The sequence below is a fragment of the Microbacterium sp. USHLN272 genome (assembly GCF_037149655.1).
In the GTDB taxonomy this organism is placed as follows: Bacteria; Actinomycetota; Actinomycetes; order Actinomycetales; family Microbacteriaceae; genus Microbacterium; species Microbacterium galbinum.
Genome location: NZ_JBBCRA010000002.1, coordinates 229,947 through 254,415, shown reverse-complemented (window position 1 = coordinate 254,415; position 24,469 = coordinate 229,947). Strand labels below are relative to the sequence as shown.

Here is a 24,469-nt window from a genome sequence, read left to right as displayed (position 1 = left end):
GGGCGTGTTTCACCGTGCGCGAGCCCGATGTCCGTGCGGGAATGTAGGCTTGCCTAAGAACCTCGGAGGGCCAGAACATGACGGATCTGATCGACACCACGGAGATGTACCTCCGCACCATCCTCGAACTCGAGGAGGAGAACATCGTTCCGCTGCGTGCGCGCATCTCCGAGCGCCTCGGCCACTCGGGTCCCACGGTCTCGCAGACCGTCGGCCGGATGGAGCGCGACGGCCTGGTGATCGTCTCCGAGGATCGCACGCTCGAGCTCACCGATGCCGGCCGCCGCAAGGCCGTCGACGTGATGCGCAAGCATCGCCTCGCCGAGCGCCTCCTCTCCGACGTGATCGGACTCGACTGGGCGTTCGTGCACGAAGAGGCCTGCCGCTGGGAGCACGTCATGAGCGAGCAGGTCGAGCGTCGCCTCGTCGAGCTCCTCGGGCACCCGACCGAGTCGCCCTACGGCAACCCGATCCCCGGTCTCGACCAGCTCGGCGACCTTCCGGCGCGCACCTTCGACGAGGGCGTCATCGGCCTCGTGCAGAAGCTGAATGCGGCGGGTGAGCCGATCGACGGCACCGTCCGTCGCCTCGCCGAGCCCGCGCAGGTCGACCCCGAACTGCTCGAGCAGCTGCGCGATGCGGGCGTCATGCCCGGTGCGCGCGGCGACTTCCGCTTCAACGAGGGATACGTCCTGATCCAGATGGAGGGCAAGGATGACGGGCTCGAGCTTCCCGTCGAGCTGGCCTCGCACATCTTCCTCGTCGGGGAGCCTGCCTGAAGATGGCTCCCTGAACTGGCTCTCCGAGGATTGCCAGGTTCACAGGGTGACATGATCGTTATCTTCCGGTAACCTCGGTCGAGTCGTCCGCGAAGCCCGCAGACGATGAATCGCGTCGGTTGCCTCCCAGGCTCGTCGTCGACGCGGTGAGAAACGCACAACGTACCCGAGATACACACGTGCCACGAGAGCAGAGTGCCGACGAGTCAGCGCTACCCGAGCGCGCAGGCGCTGGAGGATGTTTTGGTCGCAGACAACGAATTGCCCGTGAAGAAATCTGAAGACCGCGCCGTCGCCCGCCGTACCGGTGGGAAGAACGGCACCCGCTCCATCGCGAAGCCGATCCGGTCGGTCGCCATCTTCGGGGCAGTCGGTGCTCTGGTCGCCGCCGTCGCTCTGCCCGCCTACGCCGCCACCAAGCCGGCAGAGGCCGCCACCACCGTCCAGCAGCTCGCCGCCGTCGACGCGCAGTCGCTCGTCGTGGCCTCCGAGGCCACTGCAGCTCCCCTCGATCGCGGAACCTTCACGGCGACCACGCCGGAGGAGATCGAGAAGAAGAAGGCCGAAGAAGCTGCCGCCGCACGGGCCGCTGAGGCGGCGAAGGCCGCCGCTGCCAGCACCAGCACCAGCTTCAACACCGCGGGCTACGCGCTCGTCGCACCCGGGTCGGGCGAGGTCCGTTACCCGCTTCCCCTCGGCTCCTGGAATGTCAGCCGCACGGTCGGCGGCGGTCACAACGGTGCCGACATGCTCGCCCCCGCGGGCACCCCGATCTACGCGGCCGCTGCCGGCGTCGTGCGCGCCTCGGCCGAGAGCATCGGCGGATACGGCGTCTGCGTCATGCTCGACAGCGTCATCGGTGGCCAGCGCGTGCAGACCACGTACGGCCACATGATCTACGGCTCGCGTCAGGTGCAGCAGGGGCAGACCGTCGAAGCCGGCCAGCTCATCGGTTACGTCGGCAGCACCGGTCGCTCGACCGCCAACCACCTCCACTTCGAGGTCTGGGTCAACGGCGGACTCGTCGAGCCCATCGGTTGGCTCGGCGCCAACGCCGGCTGACCTTTCTTGAGCCGCTCGGCTGGGCGAGCGCTGGGCGAACACGCCCGAACGTTCACCGGCTGTTTCGCCCTGCACCGTCCGGAATGGGTTAGCCTGAACCCGTCGTCGAACTGACGGGAGAAGCCGATGGACACGCAACCGAGTATCCGCACCATGGATGCCCTCGGTCGTCACGTCCTCCGGCATCGCCCGCAGGGACGCCGCGGTTCTTCCGCGCGCAGAAGGCGCTGTCTCTAGACAGCGCCTTTTTTCGTCTCTGCGATCATTCCTCCGCCGGCACGACGTCGTGTGAGTCGAGAGTGCCGGGAAGCCGTCCCGGCGGATCGAGAGGATGACGAATGCGCACACTTGTCCTGAACGCGGGCTACGAGCCCCTGGCGATCGTGTCGTTCAAGCGGGCCCTCGTGCTCGTGATGAACGACAAGGCCTCCGTGATCGAACGCATCGAGGGGGACCCCGTCTGGGGGAGCCGCGGTGCCTACGACCGCCCGGCGGTGATCATCCTCTCGCGTTACGTGCGCGTGCCGAACAGCAGACGCGTGCCGGTCACCCGTCGCGGCGTGCTGCGCCGCGACAATCACCGGTGCGGTTACTGCGGCAAGGCGGCGTCGACCATCGACCACGTGATGCCGCGTTCGCGAGGCGGAGCCGACTCGTGGGAGAACCTCGTCGCCTGCTGCCTGCGCTGCAACAACGTCAAGAGCAATCGCACACCGCAGGAGATGCGCTGGGAACTGCGGTTCGTTCCTCGGCCTCCGCACGGCACGGCGTGGACCGTGCGCGGCACCGAGCGCAGCGACCCGCGGTGGGAGCCGTACCTGGCGCTGGCGGCCTGACCGCGAGCGACAGGCGCGACTCGGAACGGATCAGAGGAAGTAGTCGAGCGCGAGTTTCGCGAGGATGCCGATCGAGCCGAGCACGATCCCGATGATCGCCATCGTCGTATGGGCACCGCTCGTGGGAAGCCCCTGGCGATGCGCGGTCGACTGCGTGCGGAGGGTGAACACGCCCATCCCGATGCCGATGAATCCGGCGATCCAGGGCAGGACGATGATCGAGACCGCTCCGGCGACGACCGAGATGATGCTGCTGGTCTGCGGTGACGTCTGCTTCCGCCCGGCGGACACGGGGGCCTGACCGGGGTAGCCGTAGGGCGCGACCTGCTGCGGGGGCTGGACGGGCTGCGGCGGCGTCGCGTACTGCGGCGCGGGCGGCGGCTGGTACCCGAGCGGGCTCGCGGTGGGTGCCGGGGGAACGGGCGGCACCGACGTGGCCGGCGGGACCGGCGGGATGCCCGCGCCCGGTGCGGGCGGCGGAACGTACGGGTTCTGCGTCGGATCGGTCATCGTCGTGTCCCCACTCGTCGTCGGATGCTCATCGGTGCCCTCGACAGGATTCGAACCTGCGACCTGCCCTTTAGGAGAGGGCTGCTCTATCCTGCTGAGCTACGGGGGCCTGGAATCCAGTCTAGCGACCGGATACGGCAGGCCCCCGAGGTGCAGTCGAGGCTCGGCAGAGACTCAGTCCGGGCCCCGGCGCCAGAGCTTCGACGGCCACCAGATCCTCTTGCCGATGTCGTAAGCGAGCGCAGGCACGAGCAGCGACCGCACGATGAACGTGTCGAGCAGCACCCCGAACGCCACGATGAACGCGAGCTGCACGAGGAAGAGGATCGGGATCACCGAGAGCGCGGCGAACGTCGCGGCCAGCACGAGGCCCGCCGAGGTGATGACGCCGCCCGTGATCGACAGTCCGCGCAGCACACCCTCGCGCGTGCCGTGCGCCAGGGATTCCTCGCGCACGCGCGTCATCAGGAAGATGTTGTAGTCGATGCCGAGGGCGACGAGGAAGACGAAACCGTAGAGCGGCACGGCGGGGTCCGCCCCGGGGAAGTCGAAGATGCCGTTGAAGACCAGCGCCGAGACGCCCATCGCGGTGCCGAACGACAGCACCGTGGTGAGGATCAGGAGCACCGGCGCGAGGATCGAGCGCAGCAGCAGCATCAGGATCAGCATGATGACGACGAGGATCACGGGGATGATCAGATTGCGATCGTGGATCGACGCGTCGTTCGTGTCGATGGCCGTCGCCGTCACGCCGCCGACCAGGGCGTCGACGCCCGCGAGCTCGGTGCGCAGGGAGCGGACGGTCTCGGCCGCGGCATCCGAATCGGCGGCGTCGGTGAGCGTCGCCTGCAGCAGCACCTCACCGTCGACGACCGTCGGATCGGGTGCGGCGGTTCCGGGAGGGCCGACCGCGACGATGCCATCGGTCGTCACGCTCGCGGTTCCGCTGGGGGAATCGGATGCCGTGACCGCGACGCTGTCGACGCCGTCGTTCGCGAGCAGCACATCTGCGGCATCCTGCAGGGAGTCCTCGGCGACGATCACGTAGGCCGGGCTGCCCGAACCGCCCGGGAAGTGCTCACCGAGCGCCGCCTGGCCGTCGCGCGCCTCGGACGCGCCGAGCACGAGATCGGACTGCGGCACGCCCACCGCGTTGAGCTGAGTGATGCCCGCGGCGCCGGCGAGCAGCACCAGCGTCGTGACGATCCAGATCACACGCGGTCGACGGGTGATGACTCCCGCGAGGCGCGCCCAGAGGCCCGTGGTGCGCATGCCGTGCTCTTCGGCGACGACCTCCGGCTCGAACCGTGGCCGCCGGGGCCAGAACACCGCGCGACCGAAGAGCAGCAGCAGTGCGGGCAGCAGGCTGAGCGCCGCGAGCATCGCGAAGACGATACCGATCGCCGCGACCGGACCGAGGGTGCTGTTCGACTTGAGATCGCTCAGCAACAGGCACAGCAGACCCGCGATCACCGTGCCGCCGGAGGCGACGATCGGCTCGAACGACCCCTTCCACGCGGCCATGACCGCCGTGCCCTTGTCTTCCGCGATGCGCAGTTCCTCGCGGAAGCGCGCGACGAACAGCAGCGCGTAGTCGGTCGCGGCGCCGATGACGAGGATGAAGAGGATGCCCTGGGTCTGCCCGCTCAGCAGCAGGACCTCGAACTTCGCGAGCCACCACACCACCAGCAGAGCGACGCAGAGCGCGAAGAGGCTGGTGGAGAGCACCACGAGCGGCAGCAGGAACGAGCGGTAGACGAGCACGAGGATCACCAGAACGGCGAGGAGCGCGACGCCCAGGAGAAGCCCGTCGATGCCCGCGAACCCGGCGGCGAGATCGGCGGTGAATCCGGCGGGGCCCGTGATGTACACGCTGACGCCGTCCGGGGCGGAGGCGCGCAGCTCGTCGCCGAGCTCGGCCGTGACGTCCTTCAGCTCGGCGTCTCCACTGATCGGGATGAACGCCTGCACCGCGTATCCGTCGTCGGAGACGAGCGCGGGCGAGACATCGTCGGCGATGCCCTCGAGCGAGGGGGTGTCGGCGACGGCGTCCGTGATCGCGGAGATCTCGGCATGCGTCAGCGTCGTCTCGGAGGTGAAGACGGCGATCGCGGGGATCTCATCGCTGTCACGGAAATCGCCCAGCAGCTCCTGCACCTGGGTGGCGTCCGCCGACTCGGGGAGGTAGGTGGTCTGGTCGTTGGAGGAGACCTCGTCGACCTTGCCGAAGAGCGGGCCGCCGAGCGACGCGCCCAGGAGCCAGACCAGGATGAGCGCGACCGGCAGGAACACGCGCACCCAGGAGTGGCGGCGTGAGCGTTCGCGGATGGTCGGCGTCGTGGCGCGGTCGGATAGGGGCATGGTGAGGGCCTTTCGGGTGGTGCGGGGTCAGGAGACCCAGGCGAGGATGAGGATCATCGTCGCGAGGAAGCCGGCGAAGTAGTTCAGGAAGATGAAGCGGCGCCAGGCTCGGTTGGTCGCGCCGGAGTCCTCATCGCTCACGCGCCACCATGGCGCGGCGTTGATCAGGTATGGGAGGGCGAGCAGCGCACCGAGCGGTCCCGGCCAGGCCGTCAGCAGCATCAGGATGCCGGCGAGCGCCCACAGGCCCAGCGAGAGGCGCACGGTCGCGGCTGCGCCGATCACGGTCGCCACCGAGCCGATGCCGGCTTCGCGGTCGGGACCGACGTCCTGCACCGCGCCGAACGCGTGCGCCGCCATGCCCCAGAGGAAGAAGGCCACGAGCACGAGCACGGTGTCGCGCGTGACGCCCGAGCCCGCCAGGGCCAGTCCGACGATCGCCGGGGTCACGAAGTGCAGGCTCGAGGTCACCGAATCGAGGAACGCGCGCTCCTTGAAGCGCAGACGAGGCGCGGAGTACGCGATCACCGCGAACACGCTGACCGCGAGCCACGCGGTCGACGCGGCGTTGCCCACCACGACGAGGTAGACCAGGAACGGGATGTTCGACACCGCCGCAGCCCACAGTGTCGGGCGGTGCATCCGCGGGGCGAGGAGCGCACCCTCGATGCCCCCCTTGCGCGGGTTCGCGAGATCCGAGGCGTAGTCGAACACGTCGTTGATCCCGTACATGGCGAGGTTGTAGGGGATCAGGAAGTACACGAAGCCGATCACGACGGTGAGGTCGAGTTCGCGCGTCGTGAGCAGATAACCGGCGGCGAACGGGAACGCGGTGTTGATCCAGCTGATGGGGCGCGACGAGAGCAAAATCTGCCCGAGGTCGCGGGCGAGGGACGGGCGGGCGGCGGGTGCAGTCATGCGCGGGTCCCCTCAGAGGAAGGAGCGTCTTCCGGGGCGGTACGCCGCGAGCGGAGCGCAGCCCACAGCGCCGGCAGCAGCAGAGCGCCGGCGAGCGGATACGCGAAGTCCTCGATCGGGGCGAGGCCGATGTGCACGCCGAGCAGTTGCGGCCCGGCGTAGTGGAAGAGTTCGCTCGCGATCATGATCGTGTCGAACACCGCCGTCAGCGTGAGCATCACCAGGACGGTCAGGGCGACGGCACCGGCATGCGGACCTCGACCGCGAGCGAGGAGCGTCAGGCCGATGGCGATCACCACGGCGGCGCCGAGGAACCACGCGGCGAGCTGCAGGTAGGTCATCGCGCCCCCTCGCTCGGCACCGGGCGAGCGCGGCCGCGGGTGAGCAGGCGCACCGCCCCCGTGTAGACGACCATCGTGCAGATCACCAGGAACGTGAGGAAGACCGGCTCCTCGAGCGGCATCTCGGGAGCGAGCACGATGCCCGTCGCGATCGCGCCCTCGCCCCGGTAGAAGATGCCGGTGACGATGCCGAAGACGTCCCAGATCAGGAAGAACGCCAGACCCGCGATCGTGACGACGGTCGCCGCGATCGCATCCCGCCAGAAGAACAGTCGGAAGCGCCGGTCGAGCAGCAGCATGCAGCCCGTCGAGACCAGCAGGGCGGCCAGGTACACGAAGCCCATCAGCGCCCCGTCGATCCGCGGGGAGTGCGCGCGGGCTCCGGAAGGGGGCCGGCGGAGTGATCGCCGCGGATGCGCTTGAGCACGATCTCCGCGCTGATCAGGCACATCGGCACACCGACGCCCGGCGCTGTCGTCGCCCCCGCGTAGTAGAGGCCGCGCACCCGCTTCGAGGCGTTCTGCGCGCGGAACATCGCGCTCTGCGACAGGATGTGCGCCGGCCCCAGCATCCCCCCGCTCCACGAGTGGTAGTCGTCGCGGAAGTCGGCCGGTCCCTTGGTCTCGCGCACCACGATCCGCTCTCGCAGGTCGGGGATGCCCGCCCAGGTCGAGACGAGGTCGATCGCGGCGTCGGCCGCGCGCTCGATCGTCGCCGATCCGGTGCCGTCGGAGCCGCCGTGGCCGAGGTCGGGGTCGGCGGGGACCGGCACGAGGATGAAGAGATTCTCGTGACCGGCCGGGGCCACGGCGTCGTCGGTCGCGCTGGGGCGGCAGACGTACGTCGAGGCGGGGGAGGGGATGCGCTGCTCGGAGCCGAAGATGGCGTCGAAGTTCGCGTCCCAGTCGTCGGTGAAGAACAGGGAGTGGTGCGGCAGTTCGGGGAGCGCACCGCGCACGCCGAGCATGACGAGCACCGCGCCGGGGCCGCTCGTGCGTCGGCTCCACCAGGATTCGGGATAGCTGCGCTGCTCGGCGGGCAGGAGCGCGGTCTCGGTGTGGTGCAGATCGGCGCCGGAGACCACGATATCGGCGTCTTCGATGTGGCGTTCGCCGGCGGCATCCGTCCATTCCACGCCGGTCGCGCGCGTCGCCCGACCGCGGCCGGTGGTGCGGATGCCGGTGACCTCCGCCTCGGTCACGATGCGCGCGCCCGCGTCGCGGGCCAGCGCCTCGATGCGCAGGGCGACGCCCCAGAAACCGCCCTGGGGGTAGCTGACGCCCTCGTCGAGGTCCAGCGCACTCATGAGGTGGTACATCGCGGGGGCGCTGCGCGGATCGGTGCCGAGGAAGACCGCCGGATAGCCGAGGATCTGCCGGAGCAGCGGATCGCGGAACCGTCGGCCCGCGAAGGACTGCAGGCGCGTGCCCAGGAGGGAGAACAGCCGCGGTGCAGCGCGCAGCACTTCTCCGGTCGTCAGCGTCGTCAGCCGGGTGAACGGGTTGTAGAGGAAGTACTTCTCGGCCATCGAGGTCGCGTGGTGGGCCGAGTCGAGGTAGTCGGACAGCGCGCTCGCCGCACCCGGCTCGCGCGACTCGAACAGCCGGGAGACGGCGTCGCGCCCCGCCGGCACCGTCACCTCCGAGGTCGCCGCATCGCCCTGCGGCTGACGGAACACGCGATAGCCGGGGTCGAGCGGCACGAGGTCGAGCTGTTCGGCTGCCGACGTGCCCATCATCGCGAACCAGTGGTCGAAGACCTCCGGCATCAGGTACCAGGAGGGGCCGGTGTCGAAGCGGAAGCCGTCGCGTTCGATGCTGCCCGCGCGCCCGCCGACCTGTGCGTTCTTCTCGAGGACGAGCACCTCGTGGCCGTCGCGTGCGAGCAGGCCCGCCGTCGCGAGGCCCGCGACGCCGGCACCGATCACCACCACCCGGCTCATCGGGGCTCCACCGCGGTGACGAGCACGGAGCGTGCGGCGAGCACTGCCTTGAGCGGGTCGGGCACGCGCACGCGCCGCCGGTAGAGGTCGTCGACGGGGGTCTTCGCGACGCGTCGGGTGAGCGCGGCGAAGAGGGCGAGCGCGCTGCGCACGGCGGCGCGCGCATCCTTCGGGAGGAGCGGGATCGAGGCGCGGGCGTCGTCGAGCTGGGTCTCGACGGTCGCGACCCAGGTGTCGCGGTCGGCGTCGGTGAGGCGCTCGGCCGTGCCGAGATAGCTACGGCGCAGCCGGTCGGTGTCGTCGGCGAGGTCGCGCAGGAAGTTCACGTTCTGGAACGCGGCGCCGAGCTGGCGTGCGCCGTGCTCGAGCGTCTCGAGCTGCGCGGGCGTGCGCTCGGCGTCTCGCAGGAACACGCGCAGGCACATCAGGCCCACCACCTCTGCGGATCCGAACACGTACCGAGCGTGGGCATCGGCGTCGTACGCCGCCGCCGCATCCGCCGTCGGGATGTCGGCGCGCATCGAGTCGAAGAACGGCTGCGTGAGGTCCTCCCCGATGCCGCACGCGCGCGCCGTCTGCGCGAAGGCGTGCAGGATGAGATCGCTGCTGTACCCCGTGCGCAGAGAGCGGTGGGTCTCGGCGATGTACGACGTCAGGGCGTCGGCCTGCGCTCCGGCGTCGAGCCCCGCCTCGGCGGCCACGCCGTCGACGATCTCGTCGGCGATCCGCACCATCGCGTAGATGTTACGGATGTGCTGGCGGTGGCGGGGGCCGAGCAGCTTGGTCGCCATGCCGAACGACGTGGAATAGGCGCGGATCACGCCGGCGGTGGCGATCTCTGCGGTCCTGCTGAACCGGCGCAGGGAATCGTCGCCGCCGGTCGCGGGCGACGCGGTCACGATGCGCGCCCCTCGATGCGCGCGATCAGGGTGCGGATGCTGTCGATGACGTCGCCCGAGACGATGTGCGCGGACTCGATGTCGACCGCGACCGCGGATGCCGCGGCGAGCTCATCGGCGACGAGGCCCTGCACGAATCGCTCGGCCCCGCAGTCGCGCAAGTGCTCGCGGATGTGCACGGCCTCGTGCTCGTCGAGCATCGTGGAGCCGAAGTGCTGCCGGATGTGGGGCCAGGCGGTCGTCATCCGCGCATAGGCGATGATGGCCGTCTCCTTGCCCTCGCGCAGGTCGGAGAACGCATCCTTGCCGTGCACCTCGTGATCGCCGAACACGCAGAGCAGGTCGTCCTGGAGCTGGAAGGCGAGTCCGAGATGACGGCCGATCGCCGCCAGGTCGTCTTCGAGCTCGGCCGAGGCGCCGGCGAGGATCGCCGCCGCCCGCAGAGGGAGCGAGAACGAGTAGGTCGCGGTCTTGTAGGTGCTCATCTCCAGGATCGTGCGGAGGTCCGGTTCGATGATCCCGTCGCCCAGCCCGACGTCGATGTGCTCCCCGGCGACGGTCTCGACGATGGTGTGCTCGATGAGGTCGAGCAGGCGCAGACGTGCCGCGGTCGAGACGCGGGCACGCGCGAAGCCGAGAACCGAGGTCGCCAGCAGCAGGTCGCCCATGAGGATGGCGCTCGAGCGCGCCCAGTGCAGCTCGGAATCCTCGCGTGCCCGGCCCGTGGACGCCGCGAGGGTGCCGATGAGGTTCGGCTGCCGCCGACGCACGAGGTCGCCGTCGATCACGTCGTCGTGCAGGAGGAAGGCGTAGTGGAGCAGCTCGACCTCTGCGGCGATCTCGATGGCTGCTGTCTGGTCGACCTCCGAACCGGATGCCGACAGCGCTCGGTGCGCGTCGAGGAGCAGACGAGGACGGATCATCTTGCCGCCCATCGCGTGCGCCGCGGCGGCGCGCCAGAGCGCGGCGAACGGTTCTCCGTAGTTCTCGGCGGCGGAGCTGCGCTCGGCGAAGCGTTGCCGGAGGGCCTCCTCGACGCGGGTGCCGAGTTCGTCCTGAGTCGCGACGGAAGCCATGATCAGAGTGCTCCGCTCTCTCGGAGCAGCGGAAGCTGCTCGACCAGCCAGGGGCTGAAGGCGAAGGGGGTGCCGGCGACGGCGGCGGCGACGTCGGCGGCATCCGCCCACGCCCATTCCGCGACCTCGTCCGGTCGGGGGGAGAGGTCGCCGTCGAGTCGGGCGACGTAGACGGGGCACACCTCGTTCTCGACGATGCCGCTCGCGTCGACGGCGCGGTAGCGGTAATCGGGGAGCGCGGGCCGCAGATCGACGACGCGCGCACCGAGTTCTTCGTGTGCTCGGCGGTGCACGGCATCCGCGATGGCCTCACCGGGGCGGGGGTGCCCGCAGAAGCTGTTCGTCCACACGCCGGGCCAGGTCTTCTTGGCGAGCGAACGGCGGGTGAGCAGAACCTGTCCGCGCTCGTTCAGCAGGTGGCAGGAGAAGGCCAGGTGAAGAGGGGTGTCGGTGGTGTGGACGTCGCTCTTCGGCAGGGAACCGATCGCGGTTCCGTTCTCGTCGAGAAGGGTCACGTCGTCCATGGCGTCCTCTGCAGGTCATTTCACTAGCTTGGCGAGTAATTAACTTAGCATGAAATAGATCGTTGTGTAACATGATCGCATGGACACTGCACCCGGCACTACCCCGAAGACGGGGGCGCCGGTCGACGGTTCGCGAGCGGATGCCGCGGCCGACGGGCTCAGCCACGCCGCGATCTACGACGTCGAGGCGAGCGACCCGCGCAGTGCACTCGTCGATCGCTCGGGGGTCGCGCCGGAGGACCTGCAGCAGATCGCGCTCGTGATGGGAGCGCTCGGCGAGTTGCGCGAGGCCGAGCAGAAGCTGTCCCGCGCCTCGCGTCGCTACATGCAGCTCAACGAGACCGACATGCGTGCCCTGCATTACCTCATCGTGTGCGCCAACCGGCACGCGATCGCGACCCCGGGCGGCATTGCGCAACACCTGGCGATCTCGACCGCGTCGACCACCAAGCTGCTCGACCGCCTCGAGAAGGGCGGTCACATCGTGCGCTCGCCGCACCCGACCGACCGCCGGGCGCTCGCGATCACGATCACCGAGGAGACCCGCCACGCGGCGATGCAGACCGTGGGGCGTCAGCAGGCGAAGCGGTTCTACGCCGCGGCCAGGCTCACGCGCGAGGAGCGCGCGGTCGTCATTCGCTTCCTCGAGGACATGACGCAGGAGATCGCCCTGCCCGATGAGGCCTGGGTCACCGAGCACGACGAATGAAGGCTCCCCCGGAGGAGAGCCTTCATTCGTGGTATTCGTGCGCGATCAGTGCGCTTTGTTGTATGCCTCGATGACGGGCGCGGGAATTCGTCCGCGCTCCGAGAGCGAGTATCCGTTGTCATTTGCCCAGGCGCGGATGGCCGCGACCTCGGGGTTGCGCGCAGGCCGCTTGCGGGCGGAACCCGAAGAGCTGCGCGGGGAGCTCGCGGAACCCGCACGACGCCCGGCGGAGATGTAGGGCTCGAGGGCTGCGCGGAGTTCCGCGGCGTGCTCCGAGTTCAGATCGATCTCCCACGCGGTGCCGTTGAGGGAGAAATGAACGGTCTCTCCCTCGCCGATCTCCAGAACGCTGCCGTCGATATCGTCGACCAGTTGATGCACAATTCGTCTCGCCATGGAGTGAACATTACTCGCCGAATCTAATTGCGGCAATCAATTGGACGGCGATTCCTTTTGCATACAGGGGTGAATGCAAATGGAATTCCGGTGTGATTTAGGCGATCACGGCAGGAGCCCCGCCCGCCGGGCTCGAGCGACAGCGGAATGCCGGGTCGATGCGTCGAGCTTCGACATGGCGGTGCCGAGGTATGCCTTGACCGTTCCCTCGCGGAGGCCGAGCTGTGATGCGATCTCGGCATTCGTCGCCCCGAGCGCGGCGCACGAGAGGACATCGGTCTCGCGCGGCGAGAGGCGGACCACGGGCGACGGGCCGGTCGCGGTCGTCGTCTGCTCACCCGAGAGGGCGAGCAGACGCCCCTCGACGCGAGCGAGCCGGGCGCGCAGCTCGTCGTCGTCGATCGATGCGGCGATGCTGCGCAGATCGGCGAATGTCTCACGCAACTGCTCCTGCTGACCGGCCGGCAGGGGGGTGGATGCCGGGGCGCCGGCGCGAAGTCGGCGTTCGACCTCCTCGCGGATGCGCAACTCGTCGGCGACCGACTGCGCGACCTGCATGGCCGGGGCGGTGGTGATCCCGCCGATCTGCTCGTCGTCCCAGGCGCCTGCGTAGAGCACGCCGCGGGATCGTCCCGCGACGACGATCGGAACCGCCAGGAGTGTGCGCAGCCCTTCGCCGAGCACGAAGACGTCGTAGTCGTGAGTGATCTGCTGCGAGGACCCGTAGTCGCTGGTCATGCGCGGACGGAGCTCCATCATCGCTCGCCCTCCGAGTCCTCGCTCGGGTCGAACACGCAGGCCGTCGAGACTGCGGGTGCGGTTGCCGACGATCGTCGTCACGTGCACGACACCGTCATCGAGGAGGCCGCCGAAGGCGACCGGGAACCGGGTGCGGCGGGCGAGTTCCCGCACGGCGCGTGCGATGAGCTCGGTGTCGGATTCGGCTCCGGTCGGAGTGCTCACGGCCACCTGCCTTCCGCGCGACGGCGCCGTTCCCGTCACGCGGTGAGATTACCACCGGCGCCCCTCCGGCGCGGATCCCGACGGCCTACTCGGCAGGACCCGCGCCGATCCTGTGGCGCTGGACGCTCCGCCCGCCCGATTCGAGGTCGAGGAGGAACCGCTTGCGCTCGGGGTGCGCCCCGTAGTGACCGGGAGAGCCGTCGGAGCGGATGACGCGGTGCACGGGCACGATGATCGAGAACGGGGTGATGCGGCAGGCCGATCCCACGGCGCGGGCCGCGCCCGGGTGGCCGGCGAGGACGGCGACCTCCCCGTAACTCAGGGTCTCGCCCCACTCGATCGTTCCGATCGCCTCGAGGGCGCGTCGAGGGAAGCCGTCGACGAGGCGCCAGTCGAGAGAGAGGTGCTCGTCGAACCGGATCGGCGCGCCGTCGAAATAGCGGTCGAGGAGGTCGGCCAGCTCATCGGCCGCACCCGGGTCGGGCTCGGGCACCGCCCGCAGCTCCCGGGCGACGTTCTCGAGGAGCCACGGGACCGAAGGGTCTTCCGACTCGGACAGATCGAAGCGCACGATGCCCTCGTCGGAGAACACCGCGAGCGCATCGCCGAAGGGCGTGGGGGCGAAGTCGTAGCGGAAGGTCATGCGTCCATCCTGACGCCCGGCGACCGCCTGCCCTGAGGGGAGGTCCACGGACGGGGGAGAGTCGCTCTCGACGGGTGGCGGTGCAGAAGGAGTTCGCCGCGGCATCCGCGACCGGAATTCCGCGAAACCCACCCGGGATACCGGGCCTCGCGCCCGGCGCGCTTAGTGTGTGAGTTGTGTGGCGACGGGAAGGCAAGACGGTAGAAGACACGGGAGCAGCGCTCGCCGTGACCCTCAGCGACCTCCGGTCCTCGTCGACCGGCGTCATCGTGACCCACGCCGCCGAGGGCGAGCGCTCGCGACTGCGTAGTGAAGCCGCCGATCTGGGCGGCCCCTCGCCGCTGACCAGCTTCCGCGACGGGGCCGAGTCCGGTATCGACATCTCCAAGGCGCACCCCGGCAGCCTCCCGCAGTTCATCACCGGAAAATCGACGCTGCTGTCGAACCTCTTCCGCGACGAGGTCGGTCTGCGCACCGCACGGCTCGCCGCCGAGCGGATCACCGCGAAGAACACCGAGCTGCGCACCGTGCGCGGCATCGAGGCCGTGCACCTCGCCGTCGGCGTCGCACGCTGGCGGATCGGGGGAGCGTTCTTCGCCGCCCCCGTGCTGCTGCGCCCGCTCGCGATCCGCCGCCACCACTCCGACTACGAGCTGAAGCTGCAGGGGGCGTTCGAGGTCAATCCCGAACTCGTCCGCATCGCCCGCGAGCACTTCGGCATCTCGATCGACGCGTCGACCCTGGCATCCCTCGCCTACGACGGCGGCATCTTCAAGCCTCAGCCGGTCATCGACAGCCTGCGTGCGATCACCCGGACGATCGACACCTTCTCGGTCGAACCGCGCCTGGTCGTGTCGACCTTCGCCGACGTCGCGGGCTCCATGTCGCGCGACACCCGCACGCTCGATCACCAGGTGCTCAACGCCCTCGCCGGTCACGTCGGCGACCGCGAGCGGGTCAGGGCCCCGCGGGCCACGCCGCACTTCACCGGGCCGGACGACCGCGCGCCGGCATCCGACACCCTGTTGCTCGATGCGGATGCCGAGCAGGAGGCCGTGCTCTCGCGGATCGCCGCCGGCCACTCGCTGACCGTCGCGACACTGCCCGGCACCGGCGGCACGCAGACCGTGATCAACGCGCTGGGCGAGCTCGTCCGGGCGGGGAAGCGCGTGCTCGTCGTCTCGGCCCGCCGCTCGACGCTCGACGGAGTCCGCCACCGCCTGGCCGGGATCGGTCTCGACAGCCTCGCGATCTCGCCGGTGAGCGTGCGTCGTGACCTCGTGCGCGCCATCGGTCGCAACGAGAAGGCGAGCGCTCCCAAGGTCGGAGAGGTCGACGATGCGCTCGTGCGCCTGCGCACCGTGCTCCGCGACTACCGTCACGCGCTCACGTCTCCCGTGCCCGGGATGGATGCCTCCGTGCTCGAGGCGACCCGTCACCTCACCCGACTCGCCTCGCTGCCGACCCCGCCGTCGACCACGGCGCGACTCAGCAACGAGTCCCTGCGGCGTCTCGCCGGCGATCGCGGGCCGGCCGCCGCCGCCCTCGCGCAGGCCGCGCGTCTCGGCGAGTTCCGCTTCGGCCCCGACGATTCGCCCTGGTACGGCGTCACCTTCGCCACGACCGAGGCCGCACGCGCCGCGCACGAGCTGGCGGGCCGCCTGCACTCCGACAGCGTTCCGGCGCTGCTCGAGCGGGGCTACGAACTCATCGCCCAGACCCACATGCGCCCGTTCTCGACCATCGACGAGCTCGGCGACTACCTGCGACTGCTCGAGGGCATCCGCGACTCGCTCGACCGTTTCAGCCCGACCGTGTTCGAGCGGCCACTGGGCGAGCTGATCCAGGCGCACGGGTCCCGCCGCGATGCACCGGGGATGTCGTCGGCGAACCGTCGGCGGTTGCGCCGCCTGGCGAAGGAGTACGTGCGTCCCGGTGTGCACGTCACCGAGATGCACGAGGCGCTGCTGCGCATCCAGACCCAGCGCACGCAGTGGCAGCGCTGCGTCGATGCGGGCGTCGCCCCCGAGATCCCGCTGGGTCTCGGCGAGGTCGCGGCCGCGTGGCAGCGCGTCGAGGCCGAACTCGCCGAACTCGACGCGGCCCTCGGCCGACGCGAACCGCTGGCGACGCTGCCCGTGGCGCGCCTGGTGCGCACGCTCGCGGGTCTCGCGGCGAAGTCCGATGTCTTCGAGAACCTCGTCGAGCGCGCGGAGCTGCGCGACGAACTCGCCCTCCTCGGCCTCGAGCCCCTGCTCACCGACCTCTCGGTGCGTCACGTCTCCGAGTCGCGGGTGGGCGACGAGCTCGAGTTCGCGTGGTGGCAGTCTCTCCTCGAGCGCGCCCTCCAGGACAACCGCGCCCTCCTCGGCGCGAACACCGCGGTCGTCGATCGGCTCGAGCGCGACTTCCGTCTCGTCGACGAAGCGCACGCCGCGATGGCCGGCCCGTTGCTGGCCTGGCAGCTCGCCAACCAGTGGAAGATCGCGATCGTCGACGAGCCGCAGGAGTCCGCGAACCTGCGTCGTGCCCTGACGCAGAGCACGACGACGTCCGCCGAGGTGATCAGCGCCGCTCCGACGCTCGTCTCCACGCTCGCTCCGGTCTGGATCTCCTCGCCGTACCTCGTTCCCGAGATCCCGGACTCCGTCGAGTTCGACGCCGTTCTCCTGGTGGATGCCGCGGCGATCAACCTCGCCGAGGCCGCGCCCGCGATCCGTCGTGCGCGGCAGGTCGTCGCGTTCGGCGACCCGGTGACCCAGCGCCCGTCGCCGTTCCAGATCGCCGTCGACCCCGATGACCTCTGGGAGCCCGAGGTCGAGTTCGACGAGACCTCGGTGTTCGAACGTCTCTCGGAGCTGCTTCCGGTGATGACGCTCACGCGCAGCTACCGCGCCGGGGGAGAAGACCTCGCCGAGCTCATCAACGACGCCTTCTACGGCGGCGAGATCGTGTCGCTGCCCTGGGCCGGGTCGTATCTCGGTCGGGGAAGCCTCACGGTCGACTACGTCGAGGGAGGCACGGGCACGCCCGACCCGATCTCGGGTGCGGTCGAGAGCCCCGACGCCGAGGTCGCCCGCGTGGTGACGCTCGTGGTCGAGCATGCCGTGCACCGCCCGTCCGAGTCGCTCATGGTCGTGACCGCCAGCGCCCGTCATGCCGAGCGCGTGCGCGCCGCGGTCACGGCAGCCTTCGCCGGACGCTCCGACGTCGCCGACTTCGTGGGGCGCGATACCGCGGAACCCTTCGCCGTTCTCACCCTCGAGCAGTCCGTCGCCGAGAGCCGCGACCGGGTGATCTTCTCGCTCGGCTTCGGTCTGACCAAGCACGGCCGTGTGCTCAGCGACTTCGGCGATCTCTCGACGCCCGACGGCGAGCGGCTGCTCACGGTCGGCATGACCCGCGCGCGCCGTTCCATGGTGATCGTGTCGTCGATCCGTCCGTCGTCCTTCGACGATGGACGCCTCGAGCACGGCGCCGCGACGCTCATGTCGATCCTCGGCGGCCTGGCCGCCCGTGCCCGCGACGCGCGTCTCGAAGACCTCGCCGACCCGTTGACCCTCGCGCTCGCCCGCGAGCTGCGCCGGCTCGGAGCATCCGTCGACGTGGACTACCGCGGTCTGCTGCCGCTGGTCGCGCAGCACGGCGGCAAGGCCGTCGTGATCGAGTGCGATCCGGAATCGCGCGGCGACTCGCTGCGCGAGACCCTGCGTCTGCGCCCGCACGTGCTGCGCCGACTCGGCTGGCACTACGTGCGCGTGCACGCGTTCGACCTCTACAGCGACCCGGCCACGGCGGCGACGCGGATCGCCTCGGTGCTCGGCATCTCGCCATCGACCGCGCGTGCCGAGAACGACACGCAGCCGCTCGACCTCGATGACGGCGCGAACGGCTGACCGAGCGGATGCCTGAGGATGCCTCTCCGGGGGAGCCCGCATCGGATGCTCCGCGGCAGCGGGTCGAGCGCGTGCCGGGTTCCCGCCGCGCACGCCTGACGCCGGTGGAGGGAAGCGATCCCGACCCCGAGAGCGGTCCCGACTCGGTCGCGAAAGACCGGAAGCGGCGCCCGGACGGCCCCGCGGGTCCCAACGACGACCGCATGATGCAGGACGTCCCGCCCCACTACTGAGCGTCGTGGTGAGGCTGCGGAGCGGAACGGGACGTCCGGTGCGGCTGCCTGTGCAGCGACGGTGTGCCTGTCAGTCGCGGGCGTTGCTCTTCGCGAGCAGGTCGCGGATCTCGACGAGCAGCTCGGCCTCGGTCGCGGCGGCCGGCTCCTCTTCGGGCTGCTCGGCGGACGTGCCCTTGCGGGCCTCGACGTGGGCCTTGAAGGTGTTCATCGGCAGGACGAACACGAAGTACACGACGAGGGCGACCGCGAGGAAGCTGATGACGGCCGAGATCAGGTCGCCGAGCGGGAACGTGACCGTGTCGCCGTAGATGTTGGTGACCTGCGGGCCGAAACCGCCCATCGCGTCGGCCTTGAAGAAGAGGGCGACGAGCGGGTTGATGACACTGGCGACCACGGCGTTGACGATCGCGGTGAACGCCGTGCCGATGACGACGGCGACCGCGAGGTCGATGACGTTGCCGCGGAGGATGAAGTCCTTGAATCCTTTGAGCATGCGAACCTCCGAGTGGTGGGGAATCAGGATGAGGTCGGGCTCGACGTCGGCGCGGGGGCGCTGGTGGTCGTCGACTCCTTCTTCGATGATGTCGAAGCATCCGATGATCCGCCACTCTTCGCCCGCGAGTCCGTGCGATAGAAGCCGGAGCCGTTGAAGGTCACGCCGATCGACCCGTACTGCTTGCGCAGGGTGCCGCCGCACTCGGGGCAGACGGTGAGCGACGCGTCGGCGAAGCTCTGCACGGCGTCGAAGCGGTGGCCGCACGACGTGCAGGCATAGGCGTAGGTGGGCATGGTGTCCTCGGAGGGTCAGCGTCGCGTCTGCGACAGGGAGAGGGTCTGCGTCGGCGTCACGATGCCGTCGACCGGCTGGTCGTGCACCTCGCGAGGCAGGGAGTCGAGTATCTCGGAATCATAGATGACCGCGTACACGGGAGGGCACTTCTCCATCGACCCGATGGTCTTGTCGAAATAGCCGCGGCCCCAGCCCATGCGCATGCCCGAACGGTCGACCGCGGCGGCGGGCACGATCATCAGGTCGACGTCGTTCACCGCGATGGGGCCGAGCACCTCGCCGGTCGGTTCGGGCAGGCCGAAGAGTCCCTCGGCGACGTCGTCGTCATCGTTCGCGACGGCCCAGTCGAGCAGTCCGTCGGCGCGGGTGACGGGGAGCAATACGCGGATGCCGCGGCGCACCGCCCGCGTGACGAACTCACGGGTGCCCGGCTCGGCGGTCGCCGAGAGGTAGCAGGAGATCGACTGGGCACCGAGGCTCTCGACGAGTTCGTCGAGGCGTTCGCCGATCGAGGAGGCGGCGGCATCGCGTTGCGCATCGGAGAGGAGCGCCCGGCGTTCGCGGAGCTCGGCGCGCAGTGCGCGCTTGGCGTGCTCGACCTCGTTCGACATGGCTCAGAGTCTACGCGGCGCCCACCGGTAGGCTGTCGGGATGGGTACACAGAAGTTCAAGGCGGTCATTCCTGCGGCAGGTCTGGGGACGCGCTTCCTGCCGGCGACGAAGGCGATGCCGAAGGAGATGCTGCCGGTCGTCGACAAGCCGGCCATCCAGTACGTGGTCGAAGAGGCGGCGGATGCCGGGATCGACGACATCCTCGTCATCATCGGACGCAACAAGAACGCGATCTCCAACCACTTCGACTCGGTGCCCGAGCTCGAGGTCAAGCTCATGGAGAAGGGCGACCACGGTCGCCTGGAGCGCGTCGTGCGCTCGAGCGACCTCGCCGACATCCACTTCGTGCGCCAGGGCGAGCCGAAGGGACTCGGCCATGCCGTGCTGCGTGCCCGCGCACACGTCGGCGACAGCTCCTTCGCCGTGCTCCTGGGCGATGATCTCATCGACGAGCGCGATCCGCTGCTCACCGAGATGCTGGCCGAGCACGAGCGCTCCGGCGCCGCCGTGATCGCCCTCATGGAGGTCGATCCCGCGAACATCCACATGTACGGCACGGCGGCCGTCGAGGACATCGAGGGTTCGGATGCCGTGCGCGTCACCGGACTCGTCGAGAAGCCCGCGCGCGAGGACGCCCCGTCGAACCTCGCGGTCATCGGGCGCTACGTGCTTCCCGCCTCGATCTTCGACATCCTCGAGCACACCGAACCCGGCAAGGGCGGGGAGATCCAGCTGACCGATGCGCTGCAGGAGATGGCGGCCGACCCGTCGGGCCCCGGAGTGGTCGGCGTGATCTTCGGCGGTCGGCGTTACGACACCGGTGACCGGGTCGAGTACATCAAGGCGATCGTGCAGTTGGCCTCCGACCGCGACGACCTCGGCGGCGAGCTGCGCCCGTGGTTGAAGGAGTTCGCCGAGCGCCTCTAGGCCTCCGGCGGGTCGAGCGCGAGATGATGGATCTCATGGCGGGCATGCGACACGGATCGATCGAGCTGCGCCTCGTGCGCACGAAGGATGCCCGCGTGCTCCAGCAGGAGCTGCTCGCGAACCGGTCCTGGTTGCAGCCGTGGGAGGCCACGGTTCCCTACGGCTCGGTGTCGTTCGACATGCGCCTGAGTATCCGTCGTCTGCTCCAGCAGTACCGCGACGGCGCCGGGTACCCGTTCGTCATGGAGTACGACGGCGAGGTCGCCGGTCAGTTGAACGTGTGGGGAGTCTCACGCGGGTCGCTCTGCTCGGCGACGATCGGCTACTGGGTCAGCGAGAAGTTCGCGGGCAAGGGCATCACCCCCACCGCGGTCGCACTCGCGACGGACGCGTGCTTCGTCGAGTACGGCCTGCACCGCATGGAGATCTGCATCCGCCCCGAGAACGCGGCGAGCCTGCGGGTGGTGCAGAAGCTCGGTTTCCGTTACGAGGGACTGCGTCGTCGGTACATCCACATCGACGGCGATTGGCGCGACCACTACGCGTTCGCGCTGACGAAGGAGGACGTGCCGCAGGGGGTGCTGGCGCGCTGGTTGAGCGGTCAGGTTCCTCCGGATGCCGCGACGATCCCTCCGTCGGACCGGCTCTCCGTCTGACGACACGCCGTCGGAAGCATCCGTCTGGTCGCGACACGCGCCCGGCTGGGGGCCGAGCGACCTTCGTACCCTTACCGTTATCGATATGGACGGGCCGGTGCTGAGCGGGGGAGTGATCGTGCTCGTCGCCGTGCTCCTGTGGATGCTCTATCTGCTGCCCTCGTGGCGCGGCCGTTTCCAGTACAACGCCGCCGAGCGCAACGCCGTGCGCCTGAACCAGGCACTGCGGATCCTCGCCGAGACGAGCGAGACCCCCGAAGAGGTGCGCGTCGAGCTGAGTGCTCGCACCGCCCTGGCGCAGCAGAAGCTCGCCAAGCGCGTGCAGTCCGAGCGCGAGTCCGCGGAGCTCGAGGCGCTGCGCGCCGAACTCGCGGCGACGCGGGCCGATCCGGTGATCCGTCAGGCGCGTGCGCGTCGTCGGGTGCGGATGCTGTCGACCGTCGCCGCGCTCGTCGGAGTGGTGCTCGCGGGACTCGGCGTGTGGCAACTGCTCGCGACCGGAGCGTCGACCCTGCTGTGGGTCGGCGGGGCTCTGGCCCTGCTCGGCGCGATCGCGCTGCAGCGGATGGCCGCTGTCGCTGGTCGAGTCGCCCGTGCGAGTCATGTGGTCGCCGAGGCGCCGCGAGAGCGCGTCGCGCCCGAGATCCACGACCAGGGTCGTGCGACGTGGACCCCGCGTCCGCTGCCCGAGCCGCTCGTCGCGGTCGCCGGGTCGCGCGCGCAGACCGCCCGCGCCGAGATCGACGCGCAGGAGCAGCTCCGCAAGGCCGCACGGCTTGCGGAACTCCGCGCCCGCGCCGAGCAGATCGCCGCCGAGCAGGCTCCGGCGCCCGTGCAGATTCCCGCCCCGCGTACCGCTCCTGCTGCCGAGGCTTCGCCCTACGCGAAGATGGGCTTCGTCGACGACGCCGAGATCGAGGCGCACGTGCGCGACATGCTCGCCCGTCGCGCGGCAGGGTGATCGCGGCGTCCGAGGTGGGGTCGACGTCGTGATAATGTTGATCTCCGTAAGGGCCTATGGCGCAGTTGGTAGCGCGCCTCGTTCGCATCGAGGAGGTCAGGGGTTCGAATCCCCTTAGGTCCACCACCACGAAACCCCCGGGCAGCCGCCCGGGGGTTTCTGCTTTCCCGAGACCCTCAGCGCAAGGCGAGCCCGGCGAGCAGCTCCAGCACGCAGAGGGCTGCGAGGCGCACGGTGCGGGCGTCGTCGGCATCCGCTGTGGCGTCGACCTCGGCGAGGTCGGCGCTGACGACGCGCGGGTCGGCGGCGACGGCGCGGGTGAGGGCGCGCAGCTCCCACGCCTGCAGGCCACCGGGCACGCTCGCGGGGCAACCGGGGGCGACCGAGCGGTCGCAGACGTCGACGTCGATGTCGAGGTGGACGCGGGCATCTGATCCGGCACCGGCGATCTCGAGGGCTTCGTTCACGACGTCGTCGACACCGCGGCGGCGCACCTCATCGAGCGTGATCACCCGGATGCCCCAGTCCGCCGCCCGGCGGGCGTAGGCGACCGAGTTCGCGAAGTCGGCGATGCCGATCTGCACGATGCGCGTCGGGTCGATGCGGGCGGTGTCGAGCGTCGAGAGCACGGGGACGTCTTCGACGAGCCGGCGCACCGGGGTTCCGTTCGAGACGCCGTCGCGCAGGTCGAAGTGCGCGTCGAAGGTGATCAAACCGGTCGCCTGGGCGCCCAGCGCCACGGGGTAGGTGAGGGAGTTGTCGCCGCCGAGCGCGATGACGAACGACTCCGAGAGCTCCCGCACCCGCGCGATGACGGATGCCTCGCCCTCGTCGCCGTCGGGCTCGTGCACGTCACCGGCATCCGCGATGCGCAGCACCTCGTTGAGATCGACCGCCGGCGGGCCCATCAGCGCGGTGCCGTAGCGGGGGAGTGCGTCGCGGATCGCGGCCGGAGTCGCCCCGGCACCCGTGGGTGAGAGCGACGTGCGCCAGACCGGGACACCCAGCAGCACGGCATCCGCGTCGTCGACGGCGTCGGGAGAGGGCCAGGATCCGGCGCGCGGCCAGAGGGGATCGTGCGAGAGGGCCATGTCAGACTCCGGGGATCAGGGCGTGGGCGATCGAGAAGATGGCGAGACCTGCGAGAGCACCGACGAACGTGCCGTTCAGGCGGATGTACTGCAGGTCGCGGCCGACCATGAGCTCGATCTTCTCGGTCGTCTCGGCCGGGTCCCAGCGTTCGACGGTGTCGGTGATGATCGAGGCGATGTCGTGGCGGTAGCGGTCGACGAGGAAGACCGCTGCATCCGATACCCAGGTGTCGACGCGGCGCTGCAGCGCGGCATCCGTCGTCAGACGCTCGCCCACCTCCTGGAGCGCCTGCACGGCCCGGCGGCGCAGCCCGCTCTCGGGGTCGGCCAGGGCCGTGAGCAGGCCGTTCTTCGCGGTGTTCCACGCCTCGGCGGCGAGGGCACCGACGCGGGGGCTGTCGAACAGCGACGCCTTCGCGTTCTCGAGCTTCGCCCGGGTGGTCGGGTCGTTCTGCAGACTGTCGGCGAGACGGCCGAGGTAGCCGTCGATCGCCAGACGGGCCGGATGCCGGGGGTCGGCCTGCACGGCCTGCACGAACTTCACGGCCTCGTTGTAGACGGTGTCGTCGACGAAGCGGTGCGCGAGCCGCGGTACCCACGAGGGCAGGCGCCGAGAGACGAGGCCGGAGAACGATTCGGCGTTCGCCTCGAGCCAGCGCCCGATGCTGTCGGCGGCGAGGTCGACCGCGCCGTGATGGGCGTCGGCCTCGACGATCTTCTCGAGCCAGGCGCCCGCGGGCGGGCCCCACTCGGGGGAGACGAGGTGCTCGCGCGCGAGGTCGGAGATGAGATCGCGCACGTCGTCGTCGCTGAGCCCGTTGAGGATCGCGGTGGCGATCGTCGCGCCCTCGGCGCCGACCCGCTCGGCGTGCGGCGTCTCGCGCAGCCACTCGCCGGCACGCTGCGCGATGGCGGTGGACGACAGCTTCGTGCGCACGACGCTCGCCTCGAGGAAGTTCGTCTCGACGAACTCGCCCAGGCTGCGGCCGATCTCGTCCTTGCGGCTCGGGATGATCGCGGTGTGCGGGATGGGTAGGCCCAGCGGGCGGCGGAAGAGCGCCGTCACCGCGAACCAGTCGGCGAGAGCACCCACCATTCCGCCCTCGGCCGCGGCGCGCACGTACCCGAGCCAGCTCATCCGCTCCTGGAACGCGAAGGCGAACACGAACACGACGGCCATGAAGATCAGCGCCCCCAGGGCGACCGCCTTCATACGGCGCAGCGCGCGGAGACGGACCTGATCGGCGGGCGAGAGCATCGCCATCGGTGTGCGCGGCATGAAGGCATCCTTTCACGCCCTGTCTGTGTAGTACTCTCACTACATCAGAAAACGAGGTGCAT

Annotated in this window: 25 protein-coding genes and 2 tRNA genes; 9 read left to right on the top strand and 18 right to left on the bottom strand. The window is 69.9% G+C overall.

All coding sequences use genetic code 11. From position 1 onward, the window contains the following. Positions 1 to 77: 77 nt before the first annotated feature. The 3 genes from WFJ97_RS14515 (at position 78) to WFJ97_RS14505 (ending at position 2,677) form a co-directional block, all read left to right on the top strand. Positions 78 to 779, top strand: a complete 702-nt coding sequence (locus WFJ97_RS14515) for a metal-dependent transcriptional regulator (RefSeq protein WP_247624979.1) — start codon at positions 78 to 80, stop codon at positions 777 to 779. Between the two features lie 267 nt (positions 780 to 1,046). Beyond that, positions 1,047 to 1,841 (top strand): M23 family metallopeptidase, encoded by a 795-nt coding sequence (locus WFJ97_RS14510; protein WP_247624978.1) that lies wholly within the window; start codon positions 1,047 to 1,049, stop codon positions 1,839 to 1,841. Between the two features lie 338 nt (positions 1,842 to 2,179). Then, positions 2,180 to 2,677: an HNH endonuclease gene (locus WFJ97_RS14505; protein ID WP_247624977.1), complete on the top strand. Its 498-nt coding sequence runs from the start codon at positions 2,180 to 2,182 to the stop codon at positions 2,675 to 2,677. Positions 2,678 to 2,707: 30 nt separating this feature from the next. On the opposite strand, the gene WFJ97_RS14500 is transcribed toward WFJ97_RS14505, so the two are convergent. The 10 genes from WFJ97_RS14500 to idi all read right to left on the bottom strand — a co-directional run bounded on the left by WFJ97_RS14500 (position 2,708) and on the right by idi (position 11,248). Further along, complete coding sequence (locus WFJ97_RS14500) at positions 2,708 to 3,187, bottom strand: hypothetical protein (protein ID WP_336642018.1); 480 nt, start codon at positions 3,185 to 3,187, stop codon at positions 2,708 to 2,710. A gap of 35 nt (positions 3,188 to 3,222) precedes the next feature. Beyond that, positions 3,223 to 3,296: transfer RNA gene (locus WFJ97_RS14495), tRNA-Arg, on the bottom strand. Positions 3,297 to 3,361: 65 nt separating this feature from the next. Further along, positions 3,362 to 5,548: an MMPL family transporter gene (locus WFJ97_RS14490; RefSeq protein ID WP_336642017.1), complete on the bottom strand. Its 2,187-nt coding sequence runs from the start codon at positions 5,546 to 5,548 to the stop codon at positions 3,362 to 3,364. 27 nt (positions 5,549 to 5,575) lie between these two features. Further along, entirely contained in the window at positions 5,576 to 6,466 is an 891-nt protein-coding gene (locus tag WFJ97_RS14485; RefSeq protein WP_247624974.1) for a prenyltransferase, read from the bottom strand. Then, entirely contained in the window at positions 6,463 to 6,807 is a 345-nt protein-coding gene (locus tag WFJ97_RS14480) for a lycopene cyclase domain-containing protein (RefSeq protein WP_336642016.1), read from the bottom strand. Before WFJ97_RS14480 ends, WFJ97_RS14485 begins: the two co-directional genes overlap by 4 nt. Continuing rightward, positions 6,804 to 7,151, bottom strand: a complete 348-nt coding sequence (locus WFJ97_RS14475; protein WP_336642015.1) for a lycopene cyclase domain-containing protein — start codon at positions 7,149 to 7,151, stop codon at positions 6,804 to 6,806. The genes WFJ97_RS14480 and WFJ97_RS14475 overlap by 4 nt, the downstream gene beginning before the upstream one ends. Then, on the bottom strand, positions 7,151 to 8,749 hold the full coding sequence (crtI, locus tag WFJ97_RS14470) for a phytoene desaturase family protein (RefSeq protein ID WP_336642014.1): 1,599 nt from the start codon (positions 8,747 to 8,749) through the stop codon (positions 7,151 to 7,153). Before crtI ends, WFJ97_RS14475 begins: the two co-directional genes overlap by 1 nt. Next, entirely contained in the window at positions 8,746 to 9,648 is a 903-nt protein-coding gene (locus WFJ97_RS14465; RefSeq protein WP_336642013.1) for a phytoene/squalene synthase family protein, read from the bottom strand. The genes crtI and WFJ97_RS14465 overlap by 4 nt, the downstream gene beginning before the upstream one ends. Then, positions 9,645 to 10,724 carry a polyprenyl synthetase family protein gene (locus WFJ97_RS14460; protein ID WP_336642012.1) on the bottom strand — a complete coding sequence of 360 codons (1,080 nt, stop codon included), beginning with the start codon at positions 10,722 to 10,724 and terminating at the stop codon, positions 9,645 to 9,647. The genes WFJ97_RS14465 and WFJ97_RS14460 overlap by 4 nt, the downstream gene beginning before the upstream one ends. 2 nt (positions 10,725 to 10,726) lie before the next feature. Next, positions 10,727 to 11,248, bottom strand: coding sequence for an isopentenyl-diphosphate Delta-isomerase (gene idi, locus WFJ97_RS14455; RefSeq protein ID WP_336642011.1), 522 nt, complete (start codon positions 11,246 to 11,248; stop codon positions 10,727 to 10,729). Positions 11,249 to 11,327: 79 nt separating this feature from the next. On the opposite strand from idi, the gene WFJ97_RS14450 reads away from it, so the two are divergent. Beyond that, positions 11,328 to 11,957, top strand: a complete 630-nt coding sequence (locus WFJ97_RS14450; RefSeq protein ID WP_336642010.1) for a MarR family winged helix-turn-helix transcriptional regulator — start codon at positions 11,328 to 11,330, stop codon at positions 11,955 to 11,957. A gap of 45 nt (positions 11,958 to 12,002) precedes the next feature. Here WFJ97_RS14450 and WFJ97_RS14445 read toward each other — a convergent pair whose 3' ends face one another. The 3 genes from WFJ97_RS14445 to WFJ97_RS14435 form a co-directional block, all read right to left on the bottom strand. Continuing rightward, the gene (locus WFJ97_RS14445) at positions 12,003 to 12,353 is read right to left on the bottom strand and encodes a histone-like nucleoid-structuring protein Lsr2 (protein ID WP_247624966.1); all 351 of its coding nucleotides are present in this window, start codon (positions 12,351 to 12,353) and stop codon (positions 12,003 to 12,005) included. Positions 12,354 to 12,458: 105 nt separating this feature from the next. Further along, entirely contained in the window at positions 12,459 to 13,316 is an 858-nt protein-coding gene (locus tag WFJ97_RS14440; protein ID WP_336642009.1) for a LuxR C-terminal-related transcriptional regulator, read from the bottom strand. 85 nt (positions 13,317 to 13,401) lie between these two features. Then, on the bottom strand, positions 13,402 to 13,959 hold the full coding sequence (locus WFJ97_RS14435; RefSeq protein WP_336642008.1) for a methylated-DNA--[protein]-cysteine S-methyltransferase: 558 nt from the start codon (positions 13,957 to 13,959) through the stop codon (positions 13,402 to 13,404). Between the two features lie 227 nt (positions 13,960 to 14,186). Here WFJ97_RS14435 and WFJ97_RS14430 point away from each other — a divergent pair, with 227 nt between their 5' ends. Further along, positions 14,187 to 17,855 (top strand): AAA family ATPase, encoded by a 3,669-nt coding sequence (locus tag WFJ97_RS14430; RefSeq protein ID WP_247634233.1) that lies wholly within the window; start codon positions 14,187 to 14,189, stop codon positions 17,853 to 17,855. 303 nt (positions 17,856 to 18,158) lie between these two features. Here the strand turns inward: WFJ97_RS14430 and mscL are convergent, their stop codons facing one another. The 3 genes from mscL to WFJ97_RS14415 are packed head-to-tail and all read right to left on the bottom strand — an operon-like array spanning position 18,159 to position 19,492. Continuing rightward, the gene (mscL, locus tag WFJ97_RS14425; RefSeq protein ID WP_247624962.1) at positions 18,159 to 18,584 is read right to left on the bottom strand and encodes a large conductance mechanosensitive channel protein MscL; all 426 of its coding nucleotides are present in this window, start codon (positions 18,582 to 18,584) and stop codon (positions 18,159 to 18,161) included. A 23-nt stretch (positions 18,585 to 18,607) separates the two neighbouring features. After that, positions 18,608 to 18,880, bottom strand: a complete 273-nt coding sequence (locus WFJ97_RS14420) for an FmdB family zinc ribbon protein (protein WP_247624961.1) — start codon at positions 18,878 to 18,880, stop codon at positions 18,608 to 18,610. 15 nt (positions 18,881 to 18,895) lie between these two features. Further along, entirely contained in the window at positions 18,896 to 19,492 is a 597-nt protein-coding gene (locus WFJ97_RS14415) for a 5-formyltetrahydrofolate cyclo-ligase (RefSeq protein WP_247956644.1), read from the bottom strand. Between the two features lie 40 nt (positions 19,493 to 19,532). On the opposite strand from WFJ97_RS14415, the gene galU reads away from it, so the two are divergent. The 4 genes from galU (at position 19,533) to WFJ97_RS14395 (ending at position 22,163) form a co-directional block, all read left to right on the top strand. After that, entirely contained in the window at positions 19,533 to 20,420 is an 888-nt protein-coding gene (gene galU / locus WFJ97_RS14410; protein ID WP_247624959.1) for a UTP--glucose-1-phosphate uridylyltransferase GalU, read from the top strand. Positions 20,421 to 20,464: 44 nt separating this feature from the next. Next, on the top strand, positions 20,465 to 21,076 hold the full coding sequence (locus WFJ97_RS14405) for a GNAT family N-acetyltransferase (protein ID WP_247625270.1): 612 nt from the start codon (positions 20,465 to 20,467) through the stop codon (positions 21,074 to 21,076). Positions 21,077 to 21,161: 85 nt separating this feature from the next. Continuing rightward, on the top strand, positions 21,162 to 22,037 hold the full coding sequence (locus tag WFJ97_RS14400; protein ID WP_336642007.1) for a hypothetical protein: 876 nt from the start codon (positions 21,162 to 21,164) through the stop codon (positions 22,035 to 22,037). A 50-nt stretch (positions 22,038 to 22,087) separates the two neighbouring features. Continuing rightward, a tRNA-Ala gene (locus WFJ97_RS14395) sits at positions 22,088 to 22,163 on the top strand. 50 nt (positions 22,164 to 22,213) lie between these two features. On the opposite strand, the gene WFJ97_RS14390 is transcribed toward WFJ97_RS14395, so the two are convergent. Then, the gene (locus WFJ97_RS14390) at positions 22,214 to 23,128 is read right to left on the bottom strand and encodes an arginase family protein (protein WP_336642006.1); all 915 of its coding nucleotides are present in this window, start codon (positions 23,126 to 23,128) and stop codon (positions 22,214 to 22,216) included. A 1-nt stretch (position 23,129) separates the two neighbouring features. After that, on the bottom strand, positions 23,130 to 24,407 hold the full coding sequence (locus WFJ97_RS14385) for a DUF445 domain-containing protein (RefSeq protein WP_247956641.1): 1,278 nt from the start codon (positions 24,405 to 24,407) through the stop codon (positions 23,130 to 23,132). Between the last annotated feature and the right edge of the window lie 62 nt (positions 24,408 to 24,469).

Coding starts and splice junctions, on each gene's coding strand:
- WFJ97_RS14500 (WP_336642018.1), bottom strand. CDS start 3,187: ATGACCGATCCGACGCAGAACCCGTACGTTCCGCCGCCCGCACCGGGC.
- crtI (WP_336642014.1), bottom strand. CDS start 8,749: ATGAGCCGGGTGGTGGTGATCGGTGCCGGCGTCGCGGGCCTCGCGACG.
- WFJ97_RS14485 (WP_247624974.1), bottom strand. CDS start 6,466: ATGACTGCACCCGCCGCCCGCCCGTCCCTCGCCCGCGACCTCGGGCAG.
- WFJ97_RS14450 (WP_336642010.1), top strand. CDS start 11,328: ATGGACACTGCACCCGGCACTACCCCGAAGACGGGGGCGCCGGTCGAC.
- galU (WP_247624959.1), top strand. CDS start 19,533: ATGGGTACACAGAAGTTCAAGGCGGTCATTCCTGCGGCAGGTCTGGGG.
- WFJ97_RS14445 (WP_247624966.1), bottom strand. CDS start 12,353: ATGGCGAGACGAATTGTGCATCAACTGGTCGACGATATCGACGGCAGC.
- WFJ97_RS14515 (WP_247624979.1), top strand. CDS start 78: ATGACGGATCTGATCGACACCACGGAGATGTACCTCCGCACCATCCTC.
- WFJ97_RS14480 (WP_336642016.1), bottom strand. CDS start 6,807: ATGACCTACCTGCAGCTCGCCGCGTGGTTCCTCGGCGCCGCCGTGGTG.
- WFJ97_RS14490 (WP_336642017.1), bottom strand. CDS start 5,548: ATGCCCCTATCCGACCGCGCCACGACGCCGACCATCCGCGAACGCTCA.
- WFJ97_RS14415 (WP_247956644.1), bottom strand. CDS start 19,492: ATGTCGAACGAGGTCGAGCACGCCAAGCGCGCACTGCGCGCCGAGCTC.
- idi (WP_336642011.1), bottom strand. CDS start 11,248: ATGGACGACGTGACCCTTCTCGACGAGAACGGAACCGCGATCGGTTCC.
- WFJ97_RS14460 (WP_336642012.1), bottom strand. CDS start 10,724: ATGGCTTCCGTCGCGACTCAGGACGAACTCGGCACCCGCGTCGAGGAG.
- WFJ97_RS14405 (WP_247625270.1), top strand. CDS start 20,465: ATGCGACACGGATCGATCGAGCTGCGCCTCGTGCGCACGAAGGATGCC.
- WFJ97_RS14475 (WP_336642015.1), bottom strand. CDS start 7,151: ATGGGCTTCGTGTACCTGGCCGCCCTGCTGGTCTCGACGGGCTGCATG.
- mscL (WP_247624962.1), bottom strand. CDS start 18,584: ATGCTCAAAGGATTCAAGGACTTCATCCTCCGCGGCAACGTCATCGAC.
- WFJ97_RS14400 (WP_336642007.1), top strand. CDS start 21,162: ATGGACGGGCCGGTGCTGAGCGGGGGAGTGATCGTGCTCGTCGCCGTG.
- WFJ97_RS14390 (WP_336642006.1), bottom strand. CDS start 23,128: ATGGCCCTCTCGCACGATCCCCTCTGGCCGCGCGCCGGATCCTGGCCC.
- WFJ97_RS14385 (WP_247956641.1), bottom strand. CDS start 24,407: ATGCCGCGCACACCGATGGCGATGCTCTCGCCCGCCGATCAGGTCCGT.
- WFJ97_RS14420 (WP_247624961.1), bottom strand. CDS start 18,880: ATGCCCACCTACGCCTATGCCTGCACGTCGTGCGGCCACCGCTTCGAC.
- WFJ97_RS14505 (WP_247624977.1), top strand. CDS start 2,180: ATGCGCACACTTGTCCTGAACGCGGGCTACGAGCCCCTGGCGATCGTG.
- WFJ97_RS14435 (WP_336642008.1), bottom strand. CDS start 13,959: ATGACCTTCCGCTACGACTTCGCCCCCACGCCCTTCGGCGATGCGCTC.